The 26,438-nt window shown below is 65.7% G+C and carries 31 protein-coding genes; 22 read left to right on the top strand and 9 right to left on the bottom strand.

Features of this window, described 5'->3' with window-relative positions:
• The first annotated feature begins 51 nt into the window (after positions 1–51).
• Positions 52–528, top strand: coding sequence for a transcription elongation factor GreA (gene greA, locus PQU89_RS13890; protein WP_047966974.1), 477 nt, complete (start codon positions 52–54; stop codon positions 526–528).
• A gap of 70 nt (positions 529–598) precedes the next feature.
• Positions 599–1,030: a DUF4149 domain-containing protein gene (locus PQU89_RS13885; protein WP_272766346.1), complete on the top strand. Its 432-nt coding sequence runs from the start codon at positions 599–601 to the stop codon at positions 1,028–1,030.
• Positions 1,031–1,142: 112 nt separating this feature from the next.
• Here PQU89_RS13885 and yhbY read toward each other — a convergent pair whose 3' ends face one another.
• Positions 1,143–1,469, bottom strand: coding sequence for a ribosome assembly RNA-binding protein YhbY (yhbY, locus tag PQU89_RS13880; RefSeq protein ID WP_189352637.1), 327 nt, complete (start codon positions 1,467–1,469; stop codon positions 1,143–1,145).
• 88 nt (positions 1,470–1,557) lie between these two features.
• Between yhbY and rlmE the strand changes: the two genes are divergently transcribed.
• The 5 genes from rlmE to PQU89_RS13855 all read left to right on the top strand — a co-directional run bounded on the left by rlmE (position 1,558) and on the right by PQU89_RS13855 (position 7,274).
• Positions 1,558–2,175: a 23S rRNA (uridine(2552)-2'-O)-methyltransferase RlmE gene (gene rlmE, locus PQU89_RS13875; RefSeq protein WP_047966977.1), complete on the top strand. Its 618-nt coding sequence runs from the start codon at positions 1,558–1,560 to the stop codon at positions 2,173–2,175.
• 70 nt (positions 2,176–2,245) lie between these two features.
• Positions 2,246–4,153 (top strand): ATP-dependent zinc metalloprotease FtsH, encoded by a 1,908-nt coding sequence (ftsH, locus tag PQU89_RS13870; RefSeq protein WP_272766345.1) that lies wholly within the window; start codon positions 2,246–2,248, stop codon positions 4,151–4,153.
• Between the two features lie 66 nt (positions 4,154–4,219).
• Positions 4,220–5,050, top strand: a complete 831-nt coding sequence (folP, locus tag PQU89_RS13865) for a dihydropteroate synthase (protein ID WP_272766344.1) — start codon at positions 4,220–4,222, stop codon at positions 5,048–5,050.
• Positions 5,051–5,128: 78 nt separating this feature from the next.
• The gene (glmM, locus tag PQU89_RS13860) at positions 5,129–6,460 is read left to right on the top strand and encodes a phosphoglucosamine mutase (protein WP_272766343.1); all 1,332 of its coding nucleotides are present in this window, start codon (positions 5,129–5,131) and stop codon (positions 6,458–6,460) included.
• A 169-nt stretch (positions 6,461–6,629) separates the two neighbouring features.
• The gene (locus PQU89_RS13855; RefSeq protein WP_272756735.1) at positions 6,630–7,274 is read left to right on the top strand and encodes a DedA family protein; all 645 of its coding nucleotides are present in this window, start codon (positions 6,630–6,632) and stop codon (positions 7,272–7,274) included.
• Between the two features lie 48 nt (positions 7,275–7,322).
• Here the strand turns inward: PQU89_RS13855 and PQU89_RS13850 are convergent, their stop codons facing one another.
• The gene (locus tag PQU89_RS13850; RefSeq protein WP_047966982.1) at positions 7,323–7,649 is read right to left on the bottom strand and encodes an FKBP-type peptidyl-prolyl cis-trans isomerase; all 327 of its coding nucleotides are present in this window, start codon (positions 7,647–7,649) and stop codon (positions 7,323–7,325) included.
• Positions 7,650–7,805: 156 nt separating this feature from the next.
• On the opposite strand from PQU89_RS13850, the gene PQU89_RS13845 reads away from it, so the two are divergent.
• From PQU89_RS13845 to PQU89_RS13795, 11 genes are all read left to right on the top strand, one after another.
• Positions 7,806–8,582: a DUF2189 domain-containing protein gene (locus PQU89_RS13845; RefSeq protein WP_272766342.1), complete on the top strand. Its 777-nt coding sequence runs from the start codon at positions 7,806–7,808 to the stop codon at positions 8,580–8,582.
• A gap of 14 nt (positions 8,583–8,596) precedes the next feature.
• Entirely contained in the window at positions 8,597–9,547 is a 951-nt protein-coding gene (locus PQU89_RS13840) for a D-2-hydroxyacid dehydrogenase (RefSeq protein ID WP_272766341.1), read from the top strand.
• 134 nt (positions 9,548–9,681) lie between these two features.
• Complete coding sequence (locus PQU89_RS13835; RefSeq protein ID WP_272766340.1) at positions 9,682–10,992, top strand: NAD(P)/FAD-dependent oxidoreductase; 1,311 nt, start codon at positions 9,682–9,684, stop codon at positions 10,990–10,992.
• Complete coding sequence (locus PQU89_RS13830) at positions 10,989–11,756, top strand: DUF1365 domain-containing protein (protein ID WP_272766339.1); 768 nt, start codon at positions 10,989–10,991, stop codon at positions 11,754–11,756. Before PQU89_RS13835 ends, PQU89_RS13830 begins: the two co-directional genes overlap by 4 nt.
• Positions 11,753–12,973 carry an SAM-dependent methyltransferase gene (locus PQU89_RS13825; protein ID WP_272766338.1) on the top strand — a complete coding sequence of 407 codons (1,221 nt, stop codon included), beginning with the start codon at positions 11,753–11,755 and terminating at the stop codon, positions 12,971–12,973. The genes PQU89_RS13830 and PQU89_RS13825 overlap by 4 nt, the downstream gene beginning before the upstream one ends.
• On the top strand, positions 12,942–13,460 hold the full coding sequence (locus tag PQU89_RS13820) for a chalcone isomerase family protein (RefSeq protein ID WP_272766337.1): 519 nt from the start codon (positions 12,942–12,944) through the stop codon (positions 13,458–13,460). The genes PQU89_RS13825 and PQU89_RS13820 overlap by 32 nt, the downstream gene beginning before the upstream one ends.
• On the top strand, positions 13,457–14,698 hold the full coding sequence (locus PQU89_RS13815; protein ID WP_272766336.1) for an MFS transporter: 1,242 nt from the start codon (positions 13,457–13,459) through the stop codon (positions 14,696–14,698). Before PQU89_RS13820 ends, PQU89_RS13815 begins: the two co-directional genes overlap by 4 nt.
• The gene (locus PQU89_RS13810; RefSeq protein WP_272766335.1) at positions 14,695–15,237 is read left to right on the top strand and encodes a DUF3833 domain-containing protein; all 543 of its coding nucleotides are present in this window, start codon (positions 14,695–14,697) and stop codon (positions 15,235–15,237) included. The genes PQU89_RS13815 and PQU89_RS13810 overlap by 4 nt, the downstream gene beginning before the upstream one ends.
• Complete coding sequence (locus tag PQU89_RS13805) at positions 15,234–16,007, top strand: SDR family NAD(P)-dependent oxidoreductase (protein WP_272766334.1); 774 nt, start codon at positions 15,234–15,236, stop codon at positions 16,005–16,007. Before PQU89_RS13810 ends, PQU89_RS13805 begins: the two co-directional genes overlap by 4 nt.
• On the top strand, positions 16,004–16,417 hold the full coding sequence (locus tag PQU89_RS13800) for a nuclear transport factor 2 family protein (RefSeq protein ID WP_272766333.1): 414 nt from the start codon (positions 16,004–16,006) through the stop codon (positions 16,415–16,417). The genes PQU89_RS13805 and PQU89_RS13800 overlap by 4 nt, the downstream gene beginning before the upstream one ends.
• Positions 16,418–16,460: 43 nt before the next feature.
• Positions 16,461–17,384: a MerR family transcriptional regulator gene (locus PQU89_RS13795; protein WP_272766332.1), complete on the top strand. Its 924-nt coding sequence runs from the start codon at positions 16,461–16,463 to the stop codon at positions 17,382–17,384.
• 99 nt (positions 17,385–17,483) lie between these two features.
• On the opposite strand, the gene PQU89_RS13790 is transcribed toward PQU89_RS13795, so the two are convergent.
• Positions 17,484–17,963, bottom strand: coding sequence for a DUF1841 family protein (locus tag PQU89_RS13790; protein ID WP_272766331.1), 480 nt, complete (start codon positions 17,961–17,963; stop codon positions 17,484–17,486).
• 50 nt (positions 17,964–18,013) lie between these two features.
• Between PQU89_RS13790 and PQU89_RS13785 the strand changes: the two genes are divergently transcribed.
• Positions 18,014–18,499 (top strand): glutathione peroxidase, encoded by a 486-nt coding sequence (locus PQU89_RS13785; protein WP_272766330.1) that lies wholly within the window; start codon positions 18,014–18,016, stop codon positions 18,497–18,499.
• 72 nt (positions 18,500–18,571) lie between these two features.
• Here the strand turns inward: PQU89_RS13785 and trmB are convergent, their stop codons facing one another.
• Positions 18,572–19,252, bottom strand: a complete 681-nt coding sequence (trmB, locus tag PQU89_RS13780; RefSeq protein WP_272766329.1) for a tRNA (guanosine(46)-N7)-methyltransferase TrmB — start codon at positions 19,250–19,252, stop codon at positions 18,572–18,574.
• Between the two features lie 241 nt (positions 19,253–19,493).
• Here trmB and PQU89_RS13775 point away from each other — a divergent pair, with 241 nt between their 5' ends.
• On the top strand, positions 19,494–19,802 hold the full coding sequence (locus PQU89_RS13775; protein ID WP_272766328.1) for a hypothetical protein: 309 nt from the start codon (positions 19,494–19,496) through the stop codon (positions 19,800–19,802).
• Between the two features lie 92 nt (positions 19,803–19,894).
• Here PQU89_RS13775 and PQU89_RS13770 read toward each other — a convergent pair whose 3' ends face one another.
• Entirely contained in the window at positions 19,895–20,761 is an 867-nt protein-coding gene (locus PQU89_RS13770) for an SDR family oxidoreductase (protein WP_272766327.1), read from the bottom strand.
• 33 nt (positions 20,762–20,794) lie between these two features.
• Between PQU89_RS13770 and PQU89_RS13765 the strand changes: the two genes are divergently transcribed.
• Complete coding sequence (locus PQU89_RS13765; RefSeq protein WP_272766326.1) at positions 20,795–21,826, top strand: CDP-6-deoxy-delta-3,4-glucoseen reductase; 1,032 nt, start codon at positions 20,795–20,797, stop codon at positions 21,824–21,826.
• Between the two features lie 63 nt (positions 21,827–21,889).
• On the opposite strand, the gene PQU89_RS13760 is transcribed toward PQU89_RS13765, so the two are convergent.
• From PQU89_RS13760 to ppa, 3 genes are all read right to left on the bottom strand, one after another.
• Positions 21,890–22,534 (bottom strand): hypothetical protein, encoded by a 645-nt coding sequence (locus PQU89_RS13760; protein ID WP_272766325.1) that lies wholly within the window; start codon positions 22,532–22,534, stop codon positions 21,890–21,892.
• Between the two features lie 7 nt (positions 22,535–22,541).
• Positions 22,542–23,435, bottom strand: a complete 894-nt coding sequence (locus tag PQU89_RS13755) for a LysR family transcriptional regulator (RefSeq protein WP_272766324.1) — start codon at positions 23,433–23,435, stop codon at positions 22,542–22,544.
• Positions 23,436–23,507: 72 nt separating this feature from the next.
• Positions 23,508–24,038, bottom strand: a complete 531-nt coding sequence (gene ppa, locus PQU89_RS13750) for an inorganic diphosphatase (RefSeq protein WP_272758130.1) — start codon at positions 24,036–24,038, stop codon at positions 23,508–23,510.
• A 109-nt stretch (positions 24,039–24,147) separates the two neighbouring features.
• Here ppa and coq7 point away from each other — a divergent pair, with 109 nt between their 5' ends.
• Complete coding sequence (coq7, locus tag PQU89_RS13745) at positions 24,148–24,768, top strand: 2-polyprenyl-3-methyl-6-methoxy-1,4-benzoquinone monooxygenase (RefSeq protein WP_272766488.1); 621 nt, start codon at positions 24,148–24,150, stop codon at positions 24,766–24,768.
• An 89-nt stretch (positions 24,769–24,857) separates the two neighbouring features.
• Here coq7 and PQU89_RS13740 read toward each other — a convergent pair whose 3' ends face one another.
• Entirely contained in the window at positions 24,858–26,270 is a 1,413-nt protein-coding gene (locus PQU89_RS13740; RefSeq protein WP_272766323.1) for a sodium:proton antiporter, read from the bottom strand.
• Between the last annotated feature and the right edge of the window lie 168 nt (positions 26,271–26,438).

Here is a 26,438-nt window from a genome sequence, read left to right as displayed (position 1 = left end):
CGGCTTGCGCTTTTATCACAGGGCAGCAGTACGCCCTTGGAGAACCGAGTCATGAACAAAGTCCCGTTGACCGTGCGTGGTGCCGAACAGCTGAAGGCCGAATTGCAGCGTCTGAAAAGCATTGAGCGTCCGTCGGTGATCGAGGCCATTGCCGAAGCGCGCGCGCAAGGCGATCTATCCGAGAATGCAGAATACGACGCCGCCAAAGAGCGCCAAGCCTTTGTCGAGGGCCGTATTGCCGAGCTGGAGGGCAAAATCTCCAACGCCCAGATCATCGATCCGACCGAGCTGGATGCCGACGGCCGCATCGTGTTCGGCACCACCGTGCTGCTCACCGATCTGGAAAGCGAAGAAGAAAAGACCTACCAGATCGTCGGCGACGACGAAGCCGACATCAAGCTGGGCAAGGTGTCGGTCAACTCACCGATCGCGCGCGCGCTGATCGGCAAAGTGGAAGGCGACGTGGCCGAGGTGATGGCCCCGGGCGGTATCCGCGAGTACGAAGTGCTGGAAGTGCGCTACATCTGAGTGCGGGTCTGGCTGCGGCCAGACTGGTGCTGTAACGTTGGCCGCAAGCCGGCCGGGAAGAGGAAGACCAATGGACGGATTGCGTGCGATTGCCCGGACCCTGTGGATCGGCGGCATGTGGGTGGTCGGCATCATCGTGGCCCCCATCCTGTTTTCGGCACTGGATAACGTGATCGCCGGCATGGTGGCGGGGCGGCTGTTTGCCGCCATCGCCTGGGTCGGGCTGGTATGCGGCATCTTCCTGCTTGCCGACTACGTGCTGCGCTACGGTGCACGCGGCCTGAAGCAGGGCGGTTTCTGGCTGCTGCTGGGCATGCTGGTGTGCATCGTGATCAACCACTTCGCGGTGACGCCGATCATCGCCAGCCTCAAGCTGCAGATGAACCATGCCGCCGAAGGGCTGTTCGGTGGCGGCTTCGCCACCTGGCACGCGATCTCCAGCCTGATCTACCTGCTGCAAAGCCTGATGGCGCTGGTGTACCTGCTGCGCAGCGACAACTGAGCCGCCCTACGTTTTAGTGGGCCGACAAAGACAAAGCGGTGGCATCGCCACCGCTTTTTGTCTGTCATGCACGCGCCGAGGTCAGTGACCGCCGCCCGCTAGCCGGCAACGTTCAAGGGCGTGCCTTGAGTGCCTTCTTGCTTTTCGGCAGGTCGATGCGCTTGGCCTCGGACGGGCGGAACAGCACCAGCAGCTTGCCGATGTGCTGCACTTGACCGGCGCCCAGATCGTTTGCAATCTGGTCATACATGGCCACGCGTGCCGCGCGGTCGTCGCCTAGAACGCGGACCTTGATCAGTTCGTGGGCGTCCAGGCTGATGGCGATTTCACGAATAACCGACTCGGTCAGGCCATTGTTGCCGATCATCACGACGGGGCTGAGCGAGTGGGCCAAACCCTTCAGATATTGGCGCTCGACTGGGGTCAGTTCGATTTTCATTGTGGCTTCAAGTTTCAGATTAAAAAACGATTTTACTAAACTTTAGGTCATTCCCCAAACGGCACATGCATTAATTACTGGAATCCACATGGCAAGAAGCAAGTCTAGCAACGCCTGGCTGCGTGAGCACGTCAACGATCACTATGTGCAAATGGCCCAAAAAGACGGCTATCGCGCGCGCGCCGCGTACAAACTGCTGGAAATCAACGACAAGGACAAGCTGATCCGGCCGGGCACCGTGCTGGCCGATCTCGGCTCGGCGCCGGGTAGCTGGTCGCAGGTGGCGGCACGCATCGTCGGCGACAATGGCAAGGTGTTTGCCATCGATATCCTGCCGATGGACCCGATCGCCGACGTCGCCTTCATTCAGGGAGACTTCCGCGACGACGAGGTGCTGGAGGAGTTCGTGACCATGCTCGGCGGGCGGCAGCTGGACCTTGTAATTTCCGATATGGCGCCCAATATCTCAGGGATGAGCGGGATTGATCAGGCCAGAAGCTTTCATCTGAATGAGCTGGCTCTGGAATTTGTCCGTGACCATTTGAAACCCGGCGGCAGTTTTCTCGTCAAAGTGTTCCAGGGCAGTGATTTTCAGCCCTATCTGAAAGCCATGCGCGAGCTGTTTGGCGAAGTCGTAACGCGTAAACCCAAGGCCTCGCGCGACCGTTCCAGTGAAATCTACCTGCTGGGCAAAGACCGTCGCTGACAGTGCGACGTGCCGGGTTTACAATAGAAAAAACCATTTACCAAGTCAGGGCACATAGGAGCACGCTCTTGTGAACAATATCGGAAAAAACATCGCGATCTGGGTCATCATCGGTCTTGTACTGATGACTGTGTTCAACCAGTTTACCAAGCGCCAGGAAACCCAGAATCAGGTCGAGTATTCGCAATTCATGAGCGATGTGGAGTCCGGCAAGATTCAGACGGTGAGCATTGAAGGCAATCCGCTACGCGGCCAGTGGGTGCGCGGCAAGCGTACCGACGGCTCCAGTTTCAGCACCTATGCCCCGTTCGACGTGAAGATGGTGGACGTGCTGATCAAGAACAACGTGACCTTCTCCGCTAAGCCGGAAGAGGAACCATCGATGCTGATGAGCATTTTCATCAGCTGGTTCCCGATGCTGCTGCTGATTGGGGTGTGGTTCTTCTTCATGCGCCAGATGCAGGGCGGCGGCAAGGGCGGCGCATTCTCGTTCGGCAAGAGCAAGGCGCGCATGCTGGACCAGGACACCAACACTGTGACCTTTGCCGACGTGGCCGGTTGCGATGAAGCCAAGGAAGAAGTGAAGGAGATCGTCGACTACCTGCGCGATCCTTCCCGCTACCAGAGCCTGGGCGGCCGCATCCCGCGCGGCATCCTGCTCGCCGGCTCGCCGGGTACCGGTAAGACGCTGCTGGCCAAGGCCATCGCCGGCGAAGCCAAGGTGCCGTTCTTCAGCATTTCCGGTTCCGACTTCGTCGAGATGTTCGTCGGCGTCGGCGCCTCCCGCGTGCGCGACATGTTCGAGCAGGCGAAGAAGAACGCGCCGTGCATCATCTTCATCGACGAGATCGACGCCGTCGGTCGCCAGCGTGGTGCCGGCCTCGGTGGCGGCAACGACGAACGCGAACAGACCCTCAACCAGCTGCTGGTGGAAATGGACGGTTTCGAGACCAACCAGACGGTGATCGTGATCGCCGCCACCAACCGTCCGGACGTGCTGGACCCGGCGCTGCAGCGTCCCGGCCGTTTCGACCGCCAGGTAGTGGTGCCGCTGCCGGATATCCGCGGCCGCGAGCAGATCCTCAATGTGCACATGCGCAAGGTACCGATTGCCGCCGACGTCGACGCGCAGATCATCGCGCGCGGTACGCCGGGTTTCTCCGGCGCTGACCTCGCCAACCTGGTCAACGAAGCCGCACTGTTCGCCGCGCGCCGCAACAAGCGACTGGTCGACATGCTCGACTTCGAATCCGCTAAGGACAAGATCATGATGGGCGCCGAGCGCAAGTCGATGGTGATGTCCGAGGACGAGAAAAAGAATACCGCCTACCACGAGTCCGGCCATGCGGTGGTGGCCAAGCTGCTGCCGAAGTCCGATCCGGTGCACAAGGTCACCATCATCCCGCGCGGCCGTGCGCTGGGGGTGACCATGCAGTTGCCGGAGGAAGACCGCTACGCCTACGACCGCGGTTACCTGATGGACCGCATCGCCATCCTGTTCGGCGGCCGCATCGCGGAAGAGCTGTTCATGAACCAGATGACCACCGGTGCCTCCAACGACTTCGAGCGTGCCACGCAGATGGCGCGCGACATGGTGACCCGCTACGGCATGTCCGACCGTCTCGGTCCGATGGTCTACGGCGAGAACGAGGGTGAAGTATTCCTCGGCCGCTCGGTGACCACCCACAAGAATATGTCGGAAGCCACCATGCAGCAGGTGGATCAGGAAATCCGCCGCATCATCGACGAGCAGTACGCGCTGGCGCGCCGCCTGCTGGACGAGAACCGCGACAAGGTGGAGGCGATGACCGCCGCGCTGCTGGAGTGGGAAACCATTGATGCCGAGCAGATTAACGACATCATGGCCGGCAAGACGCCGCGTCCGCCATCGCCGGGCGCCGGTTTCAACAAGCCGGACACCAAGCCGCCGGCACCACCGGCACCAGAACCATCGGTGACGGCGGCACAAGAACTGTAAGGCAGGTCAGGTAAACAACAGGGTGTCAGTTCAGGCTGACACCCTGTTTTGCATTTGGAGAAAGCTATGTCGGTTTTTGCCTGCGGCAGGTTCAGCCTGTCGCTCGAGCGCCCGCTGCTGATGGGCATTTTGAACGTGACGCCGGATTCCTTTTCCGATGGCGGCAGCTACAACCGGCTGGATGCGGCGCTGGCGCATGCCGAGCGCCTGCTGGCCGACGGTGCCGACATCCTCGACATCGGCGGTGAGTCGACACGGCCGGGCGCGCCCTACGTCAGCCCGGAAGAGGAGCTGCAGCGGGTATTGCCGGTATTGCAAAGGTTGGCCGCACTGCAGGTGCCGCTGTCGGTGGATACCCGCCGCACCTCGGTGATGCGCGCCGCGCTGCAGGCCGGTGCCGTCGACCTGGTCAACGACGTGTCGGCGCTGGAAGACGACGGTGCGCTGGCGCTGGTGGCGGCGGCCAAGGTCGGCATCTGCCTGATGCACAAGCAGGGCAACCCGGACACCATGCAGCAGCAGCCGGACTACGCCGATGTGGTGCAGGAAGTCGGCGGCTATCTCGCCCGCCGCATCGAGCTGTGTCTGGCAAATGGCATCGCCCGTGACCGGCTGCTGGCCGATCCTGGCTTCGGTTTCGGCAAGACGCTGGAGCACAATCTGCAACTGCTGCGCGCGCTGCCACAGCTGGAGACGATGGCCGGCGCGCCGCTGCTGGTCGGCATGTCGCGCAAGTCGATGCTGGGTGCCATCACTGGCGAGCAGCAGCCGGACCAGCGCCTCGGTGCCAGCGTGGCGGCGGCGCTGCTGGCGGCGCAGCGCGGTGCCAAGGTAATCCGCGTGCACGACGTGAAGGCCACGTACCAGGCGCTGCAGGTGTGGCATGCGCTGGGCTGAAACCGGCTGCGGCGGCAGTTGCCCCCGCAAGCTGGTGGCGATGTAAAATCGGCAGGATAAAAGTCTGAAGGAACAATAATGAGCCGCAAATATTTTGGTACCGATGGTGTGCGTGGCGAAGTCGGCCAGTTTCCGATTACCCCCGACTTCGTGCTGCGCCTCGGCTACGCCGCCGGCAAGGTACTGGTCGATCACGAGCGGCAGGAACACCCGACGGTGATCATCGGCAAGGACACCCGCATTTCCGGCTACATGCTGGAAGCGGCGCTGCAGGCCGGCCTCACTGCCGCCGGTGTCAACGTGCTGCTGACCGGGCCGCTGCCGACGCCGGGCATCGCCTACCTGACGCGCGCGCTGCGCTTGTCGGCCGGGGTGATGATTTCCGCGTCGCACAATCCGTATCAGGATAACGGCATCAAGTTTTTTGCCGAGGGCGGCAAGAAGCTGGACGACGCGCTGGAGCGCGAGATCGAGGCGATGCTGGATTCGCCGATGCAGACCAGCGCGTCGCGCGAGCTGGGCCGGGCACGGCGTATCAACGGTGCTGCCGATCGCTACATCGAATTCTGCAAGAGCACCTTTCCCAACGAGCGCAACCTGAAGGGCCTGAAGCTGGTCGTTGATTGCGCGCATGGCGCCACCTACCACATCGCGCCCAAGGTGTTCCACGAGCTGGGTGCCGAGGTGATCACCATCGGTGGCGAGCCGAACGGCTACAACATCAATGACGGCGTCGGTGCCACCCACACCGAGGCGATCAGCCAGGCGGTGCTGCAGCATGGCGCCGATCTCGGCATCTCGCTGGACGGCGACGGCGACCGGCTGATGATGGCCGACCAGCACGGCAAGGTCTACGACGGCGACCAGCTGATCTACGTGATTGCCAAGGCACGCGCGGCGCGCGGCCAACTAGGCGGCGGCGTGGTCGGCACGGTGATGACCAACCTGGCGATGGAGCTGGCGCTGCAGCAGCAGGGCATCGCCTTTGGCCGCGCCAAGGTCGGCGACCGCTACGTGCTGGAGCTGCTGCACGAGAACGGTTGGCAGGTCGGTGGCGAGGCGTCCGGTCACGTGCTGTGCCTGGACAAGCACACCACCGGTGACGGCATCATCTCCAGTCTGCAGGTGCTGGCGGCACTGGCCGAGTTGGACCGCGATCTGGCCACCATCTGCAGCGACTGGCAGCCGTTCCCGCAGAAGATGATCAATGTGCGTCTCAACGGCCAGGACTGGCAGGCCGCCAGTGCCGCCAAGTACGCCGAGGCGCAGCTGGCGCTGGCCGGCCGTGGCCGCGTGGTGTTGCGTCCGTCCGGTACGGAACCGGTGGTGCGCGTGATGGTCGAAGCGGATGAACTGGCGCTGGCCGAGCAGTGGGCCGGCCAAATCGCCGCGGCGATCGAAGCGGCCTGACGGCGTACCGGCATCGGCGCAAGCCACCTGAGAAGGTGGCTTTGTTTTTACACGACCATAGTCAAGCGGGGGGTAACGGGGGCTGTGCTATGATGGCAGCCGCTCTCTGAACTGCTTCGCCTGGCCTTGCCGGAAGTACTTCGACCGATCAACAGCTTGTCAGGCCGACATGGATATCCTGCAGATTCTTCTCGATTTGTTCACGGGATATGGCTACTTTGCCGTATTCATCGTGTTGCTGGTGTGTGGTTTTGGTGTGCCGATTCCGGAGGATATTACCCTGGTCGCCGGCGGCATCATTTCCGGGCTGGGCTATACCGACGTGCACGTGATGTTTGCGGTGGGCATGGCCGGTGTGCTGTTCGGCGATGGCCTGATGTTTCTCGCCGGCCGCGTCTACGGCGACCGCGTGCTGCGTTTCAAGCCGATTGCCAAGGTGATGACGCCGGAGCGTTTTGCCGCGGTGCAGGAGAAGTTTTCCCGCTACGGCAACTGGGTGCTGTTCGTCGCCCGTTTCCTGCCCGGCCTGCGTTCGCCGATCTTCCTCACCGCCGGGCTGACGCGGCGTATCCCGTACTGGCGTTTCCTGTTGATGGACGGTTTTGCCGCGCTGATCTCGGTGCCGGTGTGGGTGTATCTCGGTTATTTCGGCGCCCGCAACCACGAGTGGCTGATGCAGATGGTGCACCGTGGTCAGGCCGGCATCCTGATCGCCATCGCGCTGCTGGCGGTGGTGCTGGGCGGCTTCTACTGGCGTCACAAGCGGCGTGAGTCGAAAGCCCGGCGCAACGCCGAAGACCTGATCGCCAAATGAACAATGCCCCGCAGCGCGGGGCATTATTCATTACCGGGGGAGGCTGGATCAGCCAACCTGCAGCAGCTCGACCTCGAATACCAGCGTCGCGTGCGGCGGGATCACGCCACCGGCACCGCGGGCGCCGTAGCCCAGCTCGGCCGGGATGGTCAGCTTGCGCTTGCCGCCGACCTTCATGCCCTGTACGCCCTGATCCCAGCCCTTGATCACGTAGCCTTCGCCCAGCACGAAGCTGAACGGCTGGTAGCGATCCTTGCTGGAATCGAATTTGGTGCCATCGGTCAGCCAGCCGGTGTAGTGCACGGTCACTTCCTGAGCGGCCACGGCTTCCGCGCCGTCGCCTACCAGCAGGTCTTCGATGATCAGTTCTGCCATGAGATGTCCTTGTTTTGCTGCATTAGCGAAAGCGGCATTTTAGCAGTCCGCTACCGCGCCGTCGAAATCTTGATATTGTCTTTGCCCTTCAATTGCTTATAAAGAGAAAGCGGAGAAGTTTTCGCCTACGACTTTATCTGACATAGGGGAATGGCAATGGACATTACTCATCTACCTTCTCATGAGCATGTCGTCGTCAGGCATGTGACGCCCGATCAGCCGCTGCAATGGCTGCGCATGGGCTGGCAGGACCTGCGGCGCGCACCGGCGGATTCGCTGTTCTACGGCGCCGTGTTTGTAGTGATGGGCTTTTTGCTGAACATGTATTTCGACTTCGCACCACAACACGTGATTACCCTGGCAACGCTGTTCCTGCTGGGCGGCCCGTTCCTCGCCATCGGCCTGTACGATATCGCGCGCCAGCTGGAGGATCCGGCGGGCGGGAAGGTGATGCTGATGCACAGCATGACCGCGTGGCGCGTCAACATGCCGGGCTTTACCCTGTTTGCCGCCCTGCTGGCTGTGCTGGTGTTCGGCTGGTTCCGCATCTCGCTGCTGATGTTCGCGCTGTTCTTCCAGGGGAGCGTACCGTCGCTGGACCAGCTGGTCGTCTCCGCCTTCACCGCCGAGAACCTGCCGTTCCTGATTGCCTACTTCGGCACCGGCTTCTTCTTTGCCGTGGCGGTGTTCGCGCTCAGCGTCTGCGCCATTCCGATGATGCTGGACAAGGACGTCGATACCATCACCGCGATGGTGATGAGCGTGCAGGCGGTGTACCGCAATTTGCTGACGATGCTGGTGTGGGCGGCTATGATCGTGGTCCTGACCGCGATCGGTTTTGCTACCCAGTTCATCGGCCTGCTGCTCATCATGCCCCTGATCGGGCTGTCCAGTTGGCATGCCTATCGCGCCCTGATCAACTTCGAGCGCTAGCACCTGTCCATTCCATGACTCTTCACATCGTGTTTGTCGACCGGGACAGCTTGCCTGTCCCGGTGCCGTCTTGTGCCTTCCCGCACCGCTTCACCGCCTATCCCGCCACCAGCCGCGAGCAACTGCTGGCCCACTGTGCCGATGCCGACATCCTGATCAGCAACAAGGTCGCGTTCGACGCGGCCACGTTGGCCGCATTGCCGCGGCTGAAGCTGCTGGCGGTGGCCGCCACCGGTTACAACCACATCGACCTCGCCGCCTGCCGCGAGCGCGGCATCGCGGTGTGCAATATCCGCCACTACGGCGACGACACTGTGGCGGAGCACGCCTTCATGCTGATGATGGCGCTGATGCGCAACCTGCCGGCCTACCAGCGCGATGTCGCCGCCGGGGTGTGGCAGCAGGCGGCGCAGTTCTGCCATTTCGGCGCGCCGATCCGCGACCTGCAGGGCGCGACGCTTGGCATCGTCGGCAGCGGCGGCATCGGCCAGGCGATGGCGGCCCGCGCCCGCGCCTTCGGCATGCGCGTGCAGTTTGCCGAGCGCAAGGGCGCGGCTGTGGTGCGCGACGGCTACGTGGCGTTTGACGCGCTACTGGCCAGCTCCGACGTGATCTCGCTGCACTGCCCGCTGAACGACGACACCCGCAACCTGATCGCGCAGCCGGAGCTGATGGCGATGAAGCCGGGCGCGGTGCTGGTCAATACCGCGCGTGGCGGGCTGGTGGACGAGGAGGCGCTGGTGGCGGCGCTGAAATTCGGCCAGCTCGGTGGCGCCGGCTTCGACGTGTTGTCGGTGGAGCCGCCGCGCGACGGCAACCCGCTGCTGAAGGCGCGCCTGCCGCACCTGATCGTGACGCCGCACGTCGGCTGGGCCAGCGGCGAGGCGATGGCCAGGCTGGCGGCGCAGCTGGTCAGCAATATCGAGGCCTGGCAGCGCGGCGAAAGGCAGAACCGGCTGGACTGAAACCGTGTGCTTGTGATGGACAAAGCCTGACTATGTCAGGCTTTTTTGTTGAACTTTCCATTTTTGTACAGGACAAACATTTGACAAAATAAAGTAATTGATCGATAACGCAGTATCGATAAGGGACTGACCTCATGAAAATTGCGGTGGTGGGTGCCGGCATTGCCGGCTTGTCCTCGGCCTGGCTGCTGAGCCGGGCCGGACACCAGGTGGTGCTGTTCGAGGCCGCGGCCTACGCCGGCGGCCACAGCAATACCGTCGACGTCGAGCTGGAAGGCATCCGCGCGCCGGTGGACACCGGTTTCCTGGTGCACAACGACCGCACCTATCCCAACCTGATCCGCCTGTTTGCGCTGCTGGGGGTGCCGGTGAGGGCCAGCGAGATGACCTTTTCGGTGGTGCTGGAGCAGGAAAACGTGGAGTGGGCCGGCAGCAGCATCGCCACCCTGTTCGCGCAGAAGCGTAACCTGCTGCGGCCAACCTTCTGGCGCATGGTCGGCGACATCCTGCGCCTGCACCGGCTGGCGCCACGCTTGCAGCGGGAAAGCCGCGACAGCGGCGAGACGCTGGGGCAGATCCTCGACCGCTACCGCTTCAGCGCGGCGCTGCGCGACTGGTATCTGCTGCCGATGGGGGCGGCGATCTGGTCCAGCTCCACCCGCGACATGGCCGCTTTCCCGGCGGCCACCTTCTTCGATTTCTGCGCCAACCACGGCCTGATGCAGATACTGGACCGGCCGCAGTGGAAAACGGTGCAGGGTGGCTCACGCGAGTACGTGCGGCGCATGGTGGCCGGCATCGGCGAGGTGCGGCTGTCGTCGCCGGTGCGCAAGGTGCGCCGCGACGAGCGCGGCGTGACGCTGTGCAGCCGCCATGGCGAGGAGCACTTCGAGCAGCTGGTGCTGGCCTGCCACAGCGACCAGGCGCTGGCGCTGCTCGGCGACGCCAGCGAGGCGGAACGGGCGCTCTTGTCGCAGCTGCGTTACCAGCCCAACCGCGCGGTGCTGCACACCGACGCCTCTTTCCTGCCGGCGCGGCGCCAGGCGTGGGCGGCATGGAATTACCGCATGGGCGCGGGCGGGCCGTCGGCGCAGCCGGTGATGGTCAGCTATCTGCTCAACCAGCTGCAGGGGCTGCCCTTCCGCCGCCCGGTGATCGTGACGCTGAACCCCTACCGCGAGCCGCAGGGCAAGCTGGCGGAGTTCGACTACGCCCACCCGCTGTTCGACCGCGCCGCCATCGCCGCGCAGCAGTCGCTGGCGACGATCCAGGGCCGCCAGCGTACCTGGTTTGCCGGCGCCTGGGCCGGCTACGGCTTCCACGAGGACGGCCTCAAGGCCGGCATGGGGGTGGCGCAGGCGCTCGGCGCGACTATCCCGTGGGACATCGGCGTGCCGCTGGCTGCACACCCGCGGCAACCGCAACCGGCGGTGGTCGCGCCATGACCACGTTCAGCGTCTACCGTGGCCGCGTCTGGCACGGCCGCCGCGCGCCGACCCGCCACCAGTTCAGCTACCGCCACGCCTGGCTGGCGCTGACGCTGCTGCCGGGGCAACCGGAGCCGGCCAGCATCCGCCTGGCGCCGGGGGTGAGCTGGCAGCGCCGCCGTCACGGCCCGCGCGACGACTCGCCACTGCTGCCGTGGCTGACTGCCAAGTTGGCCGCAAGCGGGGTGCACGACATCGCGCGCATCGAGCTGCACACCCTGCCCAGCCTGTGCGGCTACGTGTTCAACCCGGTCAGCTTCTACCTGGTGTTCGATGCCGCCGCCACGCTGCGTGCGGTATGGGTCGAGGTCAGCAATACCTTCGGCCAGCATCACGACTACTGCCTGCACCACCCCGACCATCGCGCCATCGGCAGCCGCGACCTGCTGAGCACCGGCAAGGCACTGCAGGTGTCGCCGTTCTTCCAGGTGGAAGGCAGCTACCGCTTCCGCTTCCTGCGCGCGGCGGACGGCCGCTTCGCGGTGCGCATCGAGTACCGCCGCGACGACGAGCACAACGACTTCGTCGCCACTCAGCAGGGCACGCCGGTGCCGTATTCGCCGGCGCGGCTGTGGCAGCTGCTGCTGGCCACCGGCCTGCTCGCCGTGGCGGTGTGGCTGCGCATCCACTGGCAGGCGCTGCGGCTGTGGCGCAAGAAAGTCCCGTTTTTCGGTAAAGATGGCCACGCGGCCAGCTCGGTTTCTCCCGGAGAGTTGTCATGAATGCATCCTCGCGTACCCTCGCTTCCCCGTTGCCCTCGCGCGTGCCGCTGCTGGTGCGCCCGCTGCTGCAGGCACTGTCGCGCCTGCAGTACGGCGAGCTGACGCTGATCACCCCCGACGGCGACAGCTACCAGTTCCGTGGCGCTCATCCCGGCCCGCAGGCACAGCTGCAGGTCTACGACTGGCGCGCGCTGCGTCGCATCGTGCTGGCCGGCGACATTGGCCTGGCCGAGGCCTGGCGCGACGGCTGGCTGACGGCGCCGGACTGGACGTCGCTGCTGCAGCTGGCGCTGGCCAACGAGGCCGCCTTCGAGCAGGCGATCCACGGCAGCTGGCTGGGCACCGCTGGCTACTGGCTGAAGCACCTGACGCGCGCCAATACCCGCCGTGGCAGCCGCCGCAACATCCACGCCCACTACGACATCGGCAACGACTTCTACCGGCTGTGGCTGGACCCGGGCATGAGCTATTCCGCCGCCATCTTCAGCGGTGAGGCCGGGCAAACCTTGGCCGCAGCGCAGGAGGCCAAGTACGAACGCATCCTGGCGCGGCTGGGTGCGCAGCCGGGGCAGCGCATCCTGGAGATCGGCTGCGGCTGGGGTGGCTTTGCCGAGTACGCGATCCGCAGTCGCGGCGTGCACGTCACCGGCGTGACCCTGTCGCCGTCGCAGCTGGAGTGGGCGCAGCAAAGGTTGGCCGCAGCCGGACTCGCGCAGCAGGCCGATCTGCGGTTGCAGGACTACCGCGACATCGACGGCCAGTTCGACCACATCGTGTCGATCGAGATGCTGGAGGCGGTCGGCGAACGCTGGTGGCCGCGCTACTTCCGCACCCTGCACGACCGTCTCAAGCCCGGCGGCCGGGCGATGGTGCAGGTGATCACCATCGGTGACGACCATTTCGCGCGCTACCGGCGCGGCACCGACTTCATCCAGCAGTTCATCTTCCCCGGCGGCATGCTGCCGTCGCCGGCGACGCTGGACCGCGACATCGCCGGCGCCGGGCTGCAACTGGCCGAGCGCTACACCTTTGGCCGCGACTACGCCGAGACACTGCGGCGCTGGTTGCATGATTTCAACGCCGCGTTGCCGCAGGTGTATGGCCAGGGCTTCGATCAGGCCTTCGTGCGCCTGTGGCAGTTCTACCTGCACTACTGCATCGCCGGTTTCGACGCGGGACGCACCGATGTCTGCCAACTGGAAATCCGTCGCCGCTAGCGTGGCGCTGCTCATGACTCAGATGGGGAATGCCATGGCACTGCCGGCAGAACTGAACGGTTTGCAACTGCGCGGCCAGGGCACGCTGCGCTGGTTCGGCTTCAAGCTTTACGACTCGGCGCTGTACACCCCGGCGGCGCAGCCCTTCCAGTGGGCGCGGCCGTTCGCGCTGGAGATCCGCTACGCGCGCAGCATTGCCGGCGCCAAGCTGGTGGAAACCAGCCTCGAGGAAATGCTGCGCTACGGCATGCCGGAGCGTTCGCGCGCGGCGTGGGCTGAGCACATGCGGCGCGCCTTTCCCGATGTGCAGGAGGGCGACGTGCTGCTCGGCGCCATGGACGGCGCGGTGGTGCGCTTCTGGCTCAACGGCCGCCTGACCCACCGCATCGACGACCCGCTGTTCGGGCAGCTGTTCTTCCGCATCTGGCTGGATCCGGCATCGCGGGCGCCGGCGGTGCGCGAGCAGCTGCTGGGTGGCCGCGGATGAATGCGCTGAGCACGCGCCAGCTGGCACTGAGCGGCCTCGGCGGCCTGCCGCTGGCGATGGTGGCGCTGCCGCTGTACGTGCACACCCCGGCGCTGTACGCCGCCGATTTCGGCGTGGCGCTGGCCAGCCTCGGCTGGGTGCTGTTGCTGGCGCGGCTGTTCGATACCGCCATCGACCCGCTGCTCGGGCTGTGGCAGGACAGGCTGTCGCCGCCCCGGGCGCGTGCGCTGTTGCTGCTGGCCGGCGGCGGCGGGCTGGCCGGTTTCGGCTGGCTGGTGATGCCGCAGCGCGACTGGCCGTTGCTGCCGCAGCTGGCCGCCGCGCTGGGGCTGGTGTATCTGGCGCACGGCTGGCTCAGCATCGCGCTGCTGCGCTACGGCGCGGCGCTGTGGCCCAGCGTGCATGGCCGCTCGCGGGTGGCGGCGTGGCGCGAGGGCTGGGCGCTGCTCGGCGTGCTGCTGGCGGCGGCCCTGCCGGCAACGTTGGCCGCCCGCCACGGCCAGCAGTACGCGATGCAGGTGCTGGTGGCGCTGTTGCTGCTGTGCAGTGCCCTCTGCCTGTGGCTGCTGCGCCGCGCGCCGGCCGCATTGCCTCCGGCCGGTGAGCATGCGGCGCCGCACTGGCGCCAGCTGTGGCGTGACGCCGCTTTCCGCCGTGTGCTGCTGGTGCTGCTGCTCAACGCCACCGCGATGGCGATTCCGGCGACGCTGCTCAATTTCTACATCGCCGACCTGCTGCGCACGCCGGCGCTGGCCGGGCTGTTCCTGCTGCTGTACTTCCTCGCCGCGGTGCTGTCGCTGCCGCTGTGGGTGCGCCTTGCCGACCGCATCGGCCGCGTCGCCGCCTGGCGCGGCGGCATGCTGCTGGCGCTGCTGGTGTTCCTGCCGGTGCTGGGGCTGGGCGAGGGGCAGGGCGGGCTGTTCGCGCTGGTGTGTCTGCTGACGGGCGCGGCGTTGGGCGCCGACCTGGCCTTCGGCAGCGCGCTGGTGGCCGACGTGCTCGGCGAACGTGTCGCGGCGCAGGGCGGCGCCGCCTTCGGCGCGGTGTCGATGATGAACAAGCTGGCGCTGGCCTGTGCCGCCGGCCTCGCACTGCCGCTGGCGGCGCAGCTGGGCTACCAGCCCGGTGGCGACGCCTCGGCGCTGCCGTGGTTGTATGCCGGCCTGCCGGCGCTATTCAAGCTGGCGGCCTGCCTGGCCTTGCCGCCGGCAGCCACCTTCTCGGGAGCAAGAGCATGATCCGGATACTGAAAGCCGCCATGCTGGCGGCGTTGTGCGGGCTGCTGGCGGCGTGTTCCAGCGCCAGCATCGACGACTACCGTGGCACGCGGCCAAGCTTTGACCTGCAAACGTACTTCAACGGCCCGTTGACGGCACAGGGCCTGTTCCAGGACCGCAGCGGCAAGGTGCTGCGCCGCTTCAGCGTGCAGATGAACGGCAGCTGGCAGGGCGACCGCGGCGTGCTGGACGAGCACTTCATTTACGACGACGGCGAAAAGCAGCGCCGGGTGTGGACGCTGCAAAAGCTGCCCGATGGCCGCTACCGCGGCACCGCCAGCGACGTGGTGGGGCAGGCCAGCGGCCGCAGTGCAGGCTTTGCGCTGTTCTGGGACTACACGCTGCGCCTGCCGGTGGACGGCACGGTGTACGAGGTGCGTTTCGACGACTGGATGTACCAGCTGGACGAGCACACGGTGCTGAACCGCTCGGTGATGAGCAAGTGGGGCGTGCGACTGGGCGAAGTCACGCTGATGTTCCGCAAGGGGGCGCAGCCGTGAGCCTGAATCCCAAGCTGCAGGACTGGCACAACCGCCGCGTATGGCTGGTCGGCGCCGGCCACGGCATCGGCGCGGCGCTGGCGCGCGAGCTGCACCGCCTCGGCGCCTGGGTGGCGCTGTCCGGCCGCCACGAGGCGGCGCTGCGCGAGGTCGCCAGCGGCCACGAGCGGATGTGGCTGCTGCCGCTGGACGTGACCCGCCCCGAGGACTGGCAGCGCAGCCGCGACCAGTTGCTGCAGCAGTGGCAGGGCATCGACCTGGTGGTGATGCTGGCCGGCGACTACACCCCGCTGCGCGCCTGGCAGCTGACGCCGGAGCTGGCGCGGTGCATGGTCGACGTCAACCTGCTGGGGGTGATGTACGGCAGCGCGGCGCTGGTGCCGCAGCTGATGGCGCAGTCCGGCGGCGCCATCGCGCTGGTGGCCAGCGTCGCCGGCTGGGGCGGCATGCCCAACGGCCTGGTGTACGGCGCCACCAAGGCGGCGGTGAACCACTTCGCGCAGACGTTGTACCTCGACCTGCACCGTCACGGTATCGGCGTGCACGTGATCAATCCCGGCTTTGTCGCCACCCGCCTCACCGCGCAGAACGAGTTTGCGATGCCGGCCCTGCTGACGCCGGAGCAGGCGGCGCAGCTGATCGTGCGCGGCTTTGCCCGCGGCGAGTTCGACATCCACTTCCCGAAGCGCTTCTCGTGGCCGCTGAAGTTGGCCGCACTGTTGCCCTACCGCCTGTATTTCTGGCTCGCCCACAAGGTCACCGGACTATGAATCCCCATCTTGCCCGCCATCTGGACTGGTTTGCCTCTCTGTCGCCGCTGACGCTGGAAGACATCGACGCCGTCTACTCCGAGTCCGCCACCTTCCGCGATCCGTTCCAGGCGCTGCACGGCCGCGCCGCGATCAAGGCGCTGTACGCGCGCATGTTCCAGCGGCTGCAGGCGCCGCGCTTCGTGATCGGCACGGTGGTGGCGCAGGGCGACCAGGCCTTCGTCAGCTGGGATTTCAGCTTCGTGTTGCGGGGGCGGGCGCAGCAGCTCCACGGCGGCACGCTGCTGACCCTCGCCGCCGACGGCCGCATCGCCGCGCACCGCGACTACTGGGATGCGGCGGAAGGGGTGTACGAAAAACTGCCGCTCATCGGTGCCTTGCTGCGTGTGATCAAACGGCGCATGGCATAATGCGGGCCTTGTCGATGTCTTGTCGGGACGCCAGCTTGTACAAATGATGAACGAAGACTCTGCCATGAGCGATGGCGGCCTGCCCATCGCCGCCGTCGAACGCGAAACCGGCATCCCCAAGGACCTGTTGCGGATGTGGGAGCGCCGCTACGGCTTTCCGTTGCCGGCGCGCGATGCCGCCGGCGACCGCCTGTACAGCGCGGCGCAGGTCGGCAAGCTGAAACAGGTGCGGCGGCTGATGGATCTCGGCTTTCGCCCCGGCAAGCTGGTCGGGCAGAGCATGGCGCAGCTGGAGGCGTTGGCGCTGGCGCACACCCCGGCGCGGGTGGTGCCGGATGTCTGTGCCGGCCTGATCGACGCGCTGAGCGGCCACGACGCGCTGGCGGTGCGCGAGCTGCTGCGCCACCGCCTGTTCGAGCTCGGCCTGCGCCACTTCATCTGCGATTTTCTGGCGGCGGCCAATCAGCTGGTCGGCGAGGCGTGGATGCGCGGCGAGCTGCGCGTGCACGAGGAACACCTGTACTCGGAAGAGGTCAAGCGCGTGCTGCGCGAGACCTTGGCCGGCATCCCCGCCGGCCTGCAGTCGCCGCGGGTGATGCTGACCACCTGCCCCGGTGAGCTGCACCTGATTGGCCTGCTGATGGTGGAAGCGCTGCTGCGTCTGGCCGGCTGCGACGCCATCGCCTTCGGCGCGCAGATGCCGCTGTCCGACATCGCAAGTGCGGCGCACAAGCACCGCGTCGACGTGGTGGTGCTGTCCTTTTCCGCCTCCTACGAGGCCAGTCCGCAGGCGGATGCCGCGCTGCTGGACACGCTGCTGCCGGCCGGCGTCGAGCTGTGGCTCGGCGGTGCCGGCTGCCGCGGCCTGAGGCGGCTGCCAGCGCGTGCCACTCTGCTGACGCTGGACCAGCTCGACGCCAGCGTCAGCCGCTGGCGTGAACGGCAGTTGCCCGCAATTGCCGTTTGAAAAAGGCGGCGACCTTGGCCATAACAAAGAGGCCATCACGGCATGTTGCCGGATGGCCTTGGGGTGGTGGCAGCGCGCTCTCGCGCTGACGGCACGGTGTCAGTCGTCCATGTCTTTCAGGTTCAGGCGCGGGGTGTCCTCCGGATCCTGCCCCAGCTTGCCGCGGATACAGGACAGGTACACGTTGACATCCGGCCCGCCGCCGTAACGCTGCGCCTGCCAGATCATCTCGCCGAGGCAGTCCAGCACCTCGTGCTGCGCGTCGTGTTCTCTGCCGGTCTGCTGCAACAGCTGCTGGTACAGCGCGCGGATGCCGGGCGGCTGATCGATCGACAGCTGCTCTTCCAGCGCCAGGTGCATGCCCATGTGCAGGAAGGGATTGGTTTCGCCCTGTTCCGGCATCCATTCGCGCTCGGCGTACTGTTGCGGGCGGTTGAGCAGATCGTGGTATTCCGGATGCAGCATGATCACGCTGAACAGCAGCTTCTCCAGATCGGTCAGCGGCTGACCGGCCTGTTGCTTCTGCCAGGTATCGAAAAAGAAACGGCGGGCATCCTGTCGGCTGGGTGCGAACATCATGGTTGACTGATTTACTCGGAAAAGCAGCATTATACGGATGGAGACCCACCATGACCACGATTGCGGACTTTGCGGCCAACCTTGGCGATGGCCTGTTGCAACCCCTGGCGCAGTACCGCGGCCAGGTGCTGCTGATCGTCAACACCGCCAGCGAATGCGGATACACCCGGCAGTATGCCGGCCTGCAGGAGCTGCACAGTACCTATCAGGGACAGGGCTTCAGCGTGCTGGGCTTTCCCTGCAACCAGTTCGGCGGCCAGGAGCCGGGCGACGCCCGTGCGATCCGTGATTTCTGCGTCAGCCGCTTCGGCGTCAGCTTCCCGCTGTTCGAGAAGGGCGACGTTAACGGCGGCAACGCCAGCCCGCTGTGGCACTGGCTGACCGGCGCTGACGGCAAGCACCCGCATCCGGTGAAGTGGAACTTCACCAAGTTCCTGATCGACCGCAAGGGGCGGCTGGTGAAGCGCTACGAGCCGGCGGCGGAGCCGCACGACATCGCCGGCGATATCGAGGCGCTGCTGCAGGCCGCGAGCTGAGCCGCGGCGCCACAAAACACTGCGGCCAACCTTGAGCGCAAGGTTGGCCGCAGTGTCATGCCGGCAAGGTGCTTACTTGCGGGTAAAGATGATGTCCCACACGCCGTGGCCGAGGCGGATGCCGCGTGCCTCGAACTTGGTCAACGGGCGGTAGTCCGGACGTGGCGCGTAGCCGTCGGCGCTGTTGGCCAGATCGGCATTGGCGCTGAACACTTCCATGATCTGGATGGCGTAGTCTTCCCAGTCGGTGGCGGCGTGCAGGTAGCCGCCCGGCTTCAGCTTGCGTACCAGTTTCTCCACCAGCGGTGCCTGGATCAGGCGGCGCTTGTTGTGGCGCTTCTTGTGCCACGGGTCGGGGAAGAAAATGTGCACGCCGTCCAGCGAGCCATCCGGCAGCATGTTGTCCAGCACTTCCACCGCGTCGTGGCGGATCAGGCGCAGGTTGGACAGCTGCTGCTCGTCGATCAGCTTGAACAGGTTGCCGACGCCCGGCGAGTGCACCTCGATGCCGAGGTAGTCCTTGTCCGGATTGCCGGCGGCGATTTCAGCGGTGGCGCCGCCCATGCCGAAGCCGATTTCCAGGATTTTCGGTGCCACGCGGCCGAAGGCCTGCTGCAGGTCGAGCGGCGCCGCCTGATACTCGATGCCCCATTTCGGCATGCCTTCGTCGATGGCGCGCTGTTGCGCAGGAGACAGGTGGCCCTGACGCAACACGAAGCTGCGAATGGCGCGGTTGAAGGCCGGATTTTCCATGGTCGTCACTCAAAAACTGCAAAAAGATCGCGATGTTACCGAATCTTGGCCGCCAGTGGTAGGGCTGCGCCACCGGCCCGGCATGCGGCGCGGCAGCGTCCGGCCTTGCCCCGTGCGGGCCGCCGCCGACGGCTGCTTGGCGCAGATCAATTCCGCCACCGATTCACCTTGGCAAAGCGGCAGCATGTGCCATGCTGTGTGAGGGGAAAGCGGACGTAGTAATGGACACGGGAGGTGTCTCATGAAAGATGAACTGCACGACTTTGTAAAACTGCTGGAAGAGTACCGTGCCGAAGGGCAGGAACTGGGTACGCTGCTGCGCGTGGAGCCGGTGCGCCACCTGTCGCTGCCCTTGTGCCACGAGACCTGCGCCGAGCTGCGTGCCATGGCCGAGGTGTTCCAGTGCGACGAGGCACTGCTGGCCAGTGCCATCCTGCGCGGTGCGCTGCGCCATATGCAGCTGCACCTCAACGACGATCTTGACGCGCTGGCCGCGCTGGCCCGCGACCGGCTGTGCAGCCCGTGCGAGGACGCCAGCGAAGCGATCTGACGCGGCAGCAGTCAATAACGGAATCCCCCGCAGCGGCGCGCGCCACTGCGGGCTTTTTTATGGTGGCGGCCAGGGTTGGCCGCAAGACGGTGCTACAGCTGGCGCAGCAGCGCGTCCACCGTCGGATAGCGCAGGCAGCCGGGCAGCTCGCGCAGCAGCCGCGCGTTGCAGAGGCGCCGCGATTCGGCCATGAATGACCACAGCCCCGGTGACACCTGCTGCTGCACCACCGCCCGTGGCAGGCGCGGTGCGCGCGGGTAGCCCAGCGTGTCGGCCAGCTTGTCGTACCACTCGCCGACCGGCAGCGGCTGGCTGTCGCAGGCGTTGTAGACGCGGATGCCGCCGCGCGGCTGCTGCAGCGCGGCGACACACAGCCGCGCCAAGTCGTCGGCGTGGATGTGGTTGCTGACACTGTCCTCGGCGGCATCAATCAGCGGCGTGCCGTTGAGCAGGCGGGTGAGCGGCAGCCGCTCGGCGGCGTAGATGCCCGGTGCGCGCAGGATGGTCAGCGCGCTGCCGTGGGCGATGGCAAAGCTGCGTAGCGCGCGCTCGGCATCGACGCGGCGGCGTGCGCGCGGCGACGTTGGCCGCAGCGGCGCGCTCTCGTTCAGCCACTTGCCATCGGCATTGCCGTACACGCCGCTGGTGCTGATATAGACCAGCTGCTGTGGTAAACTCGGCGTTTTTGCCAGTCGCGACAACACCTTGCGCATTCTGGGGTCGATGCTGCCGCTGTCAGGCGGCGGCGCGGTGTACAGCACCGCGTCGGCGACACCGGCGAGGCGTTCGAGACTGCGCGCATCATCCAGATCGCCCGGCACTGGCTGGGCTCCCAGCTGTCGCCATTGCGCGGCGGTTTCCGGGCGGCGCGTCAGCGCCAGTATCCGCCAGTGCGGCAGCAGCAGGGGCAGGGCACGCCGGGCGATGTCGCCGGTGCCGATGATCAACAGGGTTCGCATGACGGCCATTTTAGCGAAGTTTAAGGGAACAAGATGACGTGTCAGGTAAAGGTGCTTCCGAGCGGCCATTCTTTTGCGGTTGAAACGCATGAAACCATTCTTGAGGCAGCTTTGCGCCAGAACGTCGGCCTGCCTTACGGCTGCCGTGACGGTGCCTGCGGCACCTGCAAGGGCAAGGTTGTCGCCGGCGAGGTAGAACACGGTGGCGCGCAGGAGAAGGCGCTGTCCGCCGCCGACCGCGCGCAGGGCATGGCGCTGTTCTGCTGTGCCAAACCGCAGGGCGACATTACCATCGAAGTGCGCGAGCTGGCCGGCATCGGCGACATCCAGATCAAGACCCTGCCGTGCCGCGTGGAGTCGATCGAGAAGATCCACGACGTGGCGGTGCTGAAGCTGAAGCTGCCGGTCTCCGAGCGCCTGCAGTTCATGGCCGGCCAGTACATCGACATTCTGATGAAGGACGGCAAGAAGCGCAGCTTCTCCATCGCCAACGCGCCGCACGACGACGCCTTCATCGAGCTGCACATCCGCAACCAGCCGGGCGGCACCTTCTCCGAGTACGTGTTCCACAGCATGAAGGAAAAGGAAATCATGCGCTTCAAGGGGCCACTGGGTTCCTTCTTCCTGCGCGAGGATTCCGACAAGCCGATCATCATGGTGGCCAGCGGTACCGGCTTTGCGCCGATCAAGGGCATCATCGAGCACGCGATCCACCACGGCATCACCCGCCCGATCGTGTTCTACTGGGGCGCGCGCACACCGCACGACCTGTACATGGCGGAGAAGGCCGGCCGGTGGCAGGCGCAAAACGCCAACATCACCTTCATTCCGGTGGTGTCGGACGCGCTGCCGGAGCACAACTGGCTTGGCCGCAGCGGTTTCGTGCACCAGGCGGTGCTGGATGACTTCGACGACCTGTCCGGCTACCAGGTGTACGCCTGCGGCGCGCCGATCATGGTCGAGGCCGCGCACAAGTCCTTCATCGGCGAGCGCAAGCTGCCGGAGGACGAGTTCTTCTCCGACGCCTTCTTCCTGTCCAAGGACATGAGCGGCGGCAAGCCGTAAGCCGGCCACTGGTCATGACAAAGCCGCCTGCTCAGGCGGCTTTTTTGCGTGCGGACGGCGGGCTCAGGGCGCCGGTCGCAGCAGCTGCTCGAAGATGCCTTGCGTCAGCTGCTGCTGGCTGAGACCCAGCTCCAGCAGCCGTGCCAGCGTCAGCGCGTAGTGGCTGTGCAGTAGCGGCGGCCGCGCGAACTCCTGTAGCAGCGCGCCCAGCTCCGGCTGGCTGTCGTCGTGCTGCGCGCGGCGGTACTGCTGCGCCAGCGCCAGCAGCTGCTGTCCCAGCTGCAGCTGGCTGGCAAAGAATGCCGCCCAGTCCGGCTGGGTCTGGCCGTGCTGCATCGCCTCGCGCAGCAGTGGGCCGTTGATGTAGAGGAAGGCGTCAAACACGCGCTGGCAGAAGCGGCCGGCGCCGCGCGGGCCGCACCACAGCCAGGCACCGGCGGCCGGGGCGAGGGCGTCCAGCAGCGGCCGCGCCTGCTCGCGCAAGGCCGGGGTGCAGCCGACGAACAGCATGAAACCGTACTGCCGCGCCGCCGGGTGCGGGGTGACCGCCAGTTCGACGTCGATGTCCGCGCTGTCGCTGCCGCCCAGGCGCAGGCCCTGCCAGCATAGCGTCGTGCCGTGGCGGCTGGCCGCCGGCTGCAGGCCGCAGTCGGCCAGTCGCTGCTGCAACGCGTCGAGGGTGGTGGCGGGAGAGGCGGGCAGGTCCATCCGGTGTTTACAGTAGTTGCCAGTCGAAGTCGCGCAAACGCTGCAGGAACCAGGCCATCGCCTGCCCTGGTTCCTTGGTTTGCCATGCGTAATATAGTGGCACGGGATCGCGCGCGTCTTCCACTGCCTTGAGCAGCAAACGGCCGTCGGCCAGCGGTTTTTGCACATGCTGCAGTGGCAAAAAACCAATACCGAGGCCGGCACACTGCATGTTGATCTTGTCGTCGAGGCTGGACACCGTCAGTCGTGCCTGGCCTTCCTGGATCGAGGCGCTGCGCGGCGTCAGCGTGCGCGAGCTGTCGGCCAGCACGATGATGCGGTGCTTGCGCAGCTCGTGCGCCGGGATCGGTTCCGCCGCCTGTGCCAGCGGGTGTGACGGCGCGACGCAAAAGCCGAAGGCGGCGCGGCCCATCTCGCGGCAGTACAGGTTGCCCTGCACCGGCATGTCCGGCGCCCCGATGGTGAGGTCGGCGCGGCCGTCGATCAGCGCATCCCACATGCCGCCAAAGTTCTCGCGCGTCAGGCGCAGTTCGGTCTGCGCGCCCAGTTCGTTGAATTCGCGCACCAGCTGGATCACGCGCACGAACGGCAGCAGCTCGGAGATGGCGATGCGCAGCTCGCCCTCCCAGCCGGTGGCGTGGGTCTTCACCCGCTGCTCCAGCATCGCCGCCGAATCCAGCAGCGTACGCCCTTCCTGCAGCAGCAGCTGCCCGGCCGAGGTCAGCTTGGCCTTGTGGCCGCTGCGGTCGAACAGCATCACGCCCAGATCCTGTTCCAGCTTCTGCACGCTGTAGGTGATGGCGGACGGCACACGGAACAGTGCTTCGGCGGCGGCGGCAAAACTGCCGCGGCGGTCGATGGCGTCCAGTACCAGCAGGGCGTCGAGTGAGAGTCGGGTCATGGTGGGGCAGCCTGAAAGCAGGATAAAAAAAGCCGGTGGCGCGTGCCACCGGCTGTGTCGGCCATCACGGGATCAACCCTGTTTGGCGCGCTCGATACCTTCTTCCAGTTCGCGGGTGGCATCTTCCAGTGTACCCCAACCCTGGATTTTGACCCATTTGCCTTTTTCCAGGTCCTTGTAGTGCTCGAAGAAGTGCACCATCTGGTCGCGCAGCAGCTGTGGCAGGTCTTCCAGCTTCTGGATGTCCTTGTACATCGGGCACAGTTTCTCTACCGGCACCGCGATCAGCTTGGCGTCGATGCCGCCGTCGTCTTCCATCTTGATCAAGCCCAGCATGCGCACGCGGATCAGCACGCCCGGCGGCAGCGGGAACGGGGTTACCACCAGCACGTCGACCGGGTCGCCGTCACCGGCGATGGTCTGCGGCACGAAGCCGTAGTTGGCCGGGTAGAACATCGAGGTGCCCATGAAACGGTCCACGCACAGCGCGCCGCTTTCCTTGTCGAATTCGTACTTGATCGGGGCGCTGTTGGCGGTGATCTCGATGACGACGTTAACGTCGTTCGGCATGTTCTTGCCCGGGCTGATGAGGTCGATATTCATGCGTGAAGGTCCTTTTCCGGTTGAGTCGTCAGGAATAAACCCGGTGATTATACCAGCAGCCCAGCCGAGGTATAATCGCGTCTATTGATGAAGGCCATAACCGCACATGATGCTAGATAACCTGATTTCCGAATTCGACCGCGGCCTGCGCACCCTGTTTGCCCCGGCCAGCAGCGCGCGCCCGCACCCCGACCGCGATGTCGCCGAGGCGGAGCTGTCCGCCGCGGACAAACGCCACGCGCTGGGGCTGATGCGCGTCAACCACTGTGGCGAAGTGTGCGCGCAGGCGCTGTACCAGGGCCAGGCGCTGACCGCGCGCGATCCGGCGGCGCGCGAGGCGCTGCGCCATGCCGCGTTCGAGGAGGTGGAGCATCTGGCGTGGACCGAGCGCCGCATCCGCGAGCTGGGCGGCCGTCCCAGCCTGTTCAACCCGCTGTGGTACACCGGCTCGCTGGCGATCGGCGTCACCGCTGGCCTGCTCGGTGACAAGTGGAACCTCGGCTTTCTGCAGGAAACCGAGCACCAGGTCGGCGCCCATCTCAACAGCCATCTCAGCGAGCTGCCGGCGCAGGACGACAAGAGCCGCGCCATTGTCAGCCAGATGCGCGACGACGAGCTGAAACACGCCGACATGGCGCAGCAGCTGGGCGCGGCCAAGCTGCCGCTGCCGGTGAAGGGCATGATGAAGCTGTCCGCCAAGCTGATGACGGTGAGCAGTTACCGGCTGTGAACGCCGGCGCATGAAAAAAGCCGCCCGAGGGCGGCTTTTTTGTTTGCGGCCAACCTTGCGCAAGGTTGGCCGCAAGGGCGGCGTCAGCGTCAGAAGAACAGCACGGTGAGCAGCAGGAAGGTCGGGATCAGGAAGGCACAGGCCCAGCCGATGTAGCCGAAGAAGCTCGGCATCACCACGCCGCGCTCTTCCGCAATCGCCTTCACCATGAAGTTGGGGGCGTTGCCGATATAGCTGTTGGCGCCCATGAACACCGCGCCCATCGAGATCGCCAGCAGGGTGTTGGCGCCGGCGCCCATCAGCTGCTGCGCGTCGCCGCCGGCCAGGTTGAAGAACACCAGATAGGTCGGCGCATTGTCGAGGAAGCTGGACAGCGCACCGGTGAGCCAGAAGTAGGCGACATTGACCGGGGTGCCGTCGGGAGCGGTCACCATGCGTACCAGGCCGGCGAAGGCGCCGTCCGGGCCGGCCTTCAGCATCGCCAGCACCGGGATCATGCTGATGAAGATGCCGGCGAACAGCTTGGCCACTTCCAGCATCGGCGCCCAGTTGAAGGCGTTGGCCTCGCGGCAGTGGCGCGGCGTCAGTCGCAGCGACAGCCCCGCCATCGCCAGCAGCAGCAGGTCGCGCACCACGTTCTGCAACTCGATGTCGAGGCCGTACACCTGCCACACCACGCCCGGCTGCCACACGCCGGACAGCAGCACCGCCACCACCACGCCGCCTAGCAGCAGGAAGTTGAGCTTGCCCTCGATGCGCAGCGGGCTGTCCGGGGTCGGGTCGCGCGCCAGCGTCTGCGCGCTTTCCTTGCGGTAGAAGTAGCTGTCCAGCACGAAGAACACCAGCAGCAGGATCAGGCTGGCGCTGAACATCGGCGCCAGCATGTGCTCGATGGTCCAGCCGAAGCCGACGCCCTTGAGGAAGCCGAGGAACAGCGGCGGATCGCCCAGCGGCGTCAGCGAGCCGCCGATATTGGCGACCAGGAAGATGAAGAACACGAACACGTGGGTCTTGTAGCGGCGGTTGTCGTTGGCGCGCAACAGCGGGCGGATCAGCAGCATCGAGGCGCCGGTGGTGCCGGTGAAGCTGGCCAGCACGGTGCCGGTGGCCAGCACGCCGCTATTGAGCAGCGGCGAGCCGTGCAGGTTGCCGTTGATGTAGATGCCGCCGGCGACGGTGAACAGCGCCACCAGCAGGATGATGAACGGCACGTACTCCAGCACCATGGTGTGCAGGATATCGTGGCTGACGCCGGCCAGGCCATGGTTGGCCGCAAACGGCAGCACGAAGGCCAGCGCCCAGCCGGCGGCGATCTTGCCGAAATGGTGGTGCCAGACGGCGGGGGCCAGCAGCGGCATCAGGGCAATGCTTAACAGCAGGCCGGCAAAGGGCACGGCCCACAGCATGGACAGTTCTGCGCCATTGACGCTGGCGTGAGCCAGCGACGGCAGCAGCGTCAGCGCCAGGGACAGCGCAGGACGTGGCAAGCGGGGTAGGGACATGTTCAACTCTGGGTTGGGCAGGGGCGCTGCGCTTCCGGTGATCGCGCGCACCCTTGATTGTTATGGCTCGTGTCGAGGCGACCGGAAAACGGCAATTGTAACCGCCGCATCCGTCGCCGCGCCATCGGGAACTGCCCGGCTCCCGGAGCGTGCAAAACAAAACGACCA

It is taken from the genome of Vogesella indigofera (assembly GCF_028548395.1).
Taxonomy (GTDB): Bacteria; Pseudomonadota; Gammaproteobacteria; order Burkholderiales; family Chromobacteriaceae; genus Vogesella; species Vogesella indigofera_A.
The sequence above is the reverse complement of the archived record's forward strand: the minus strand, read 5'-3'. Positions and strand labels throughout refer to the sequence as shown.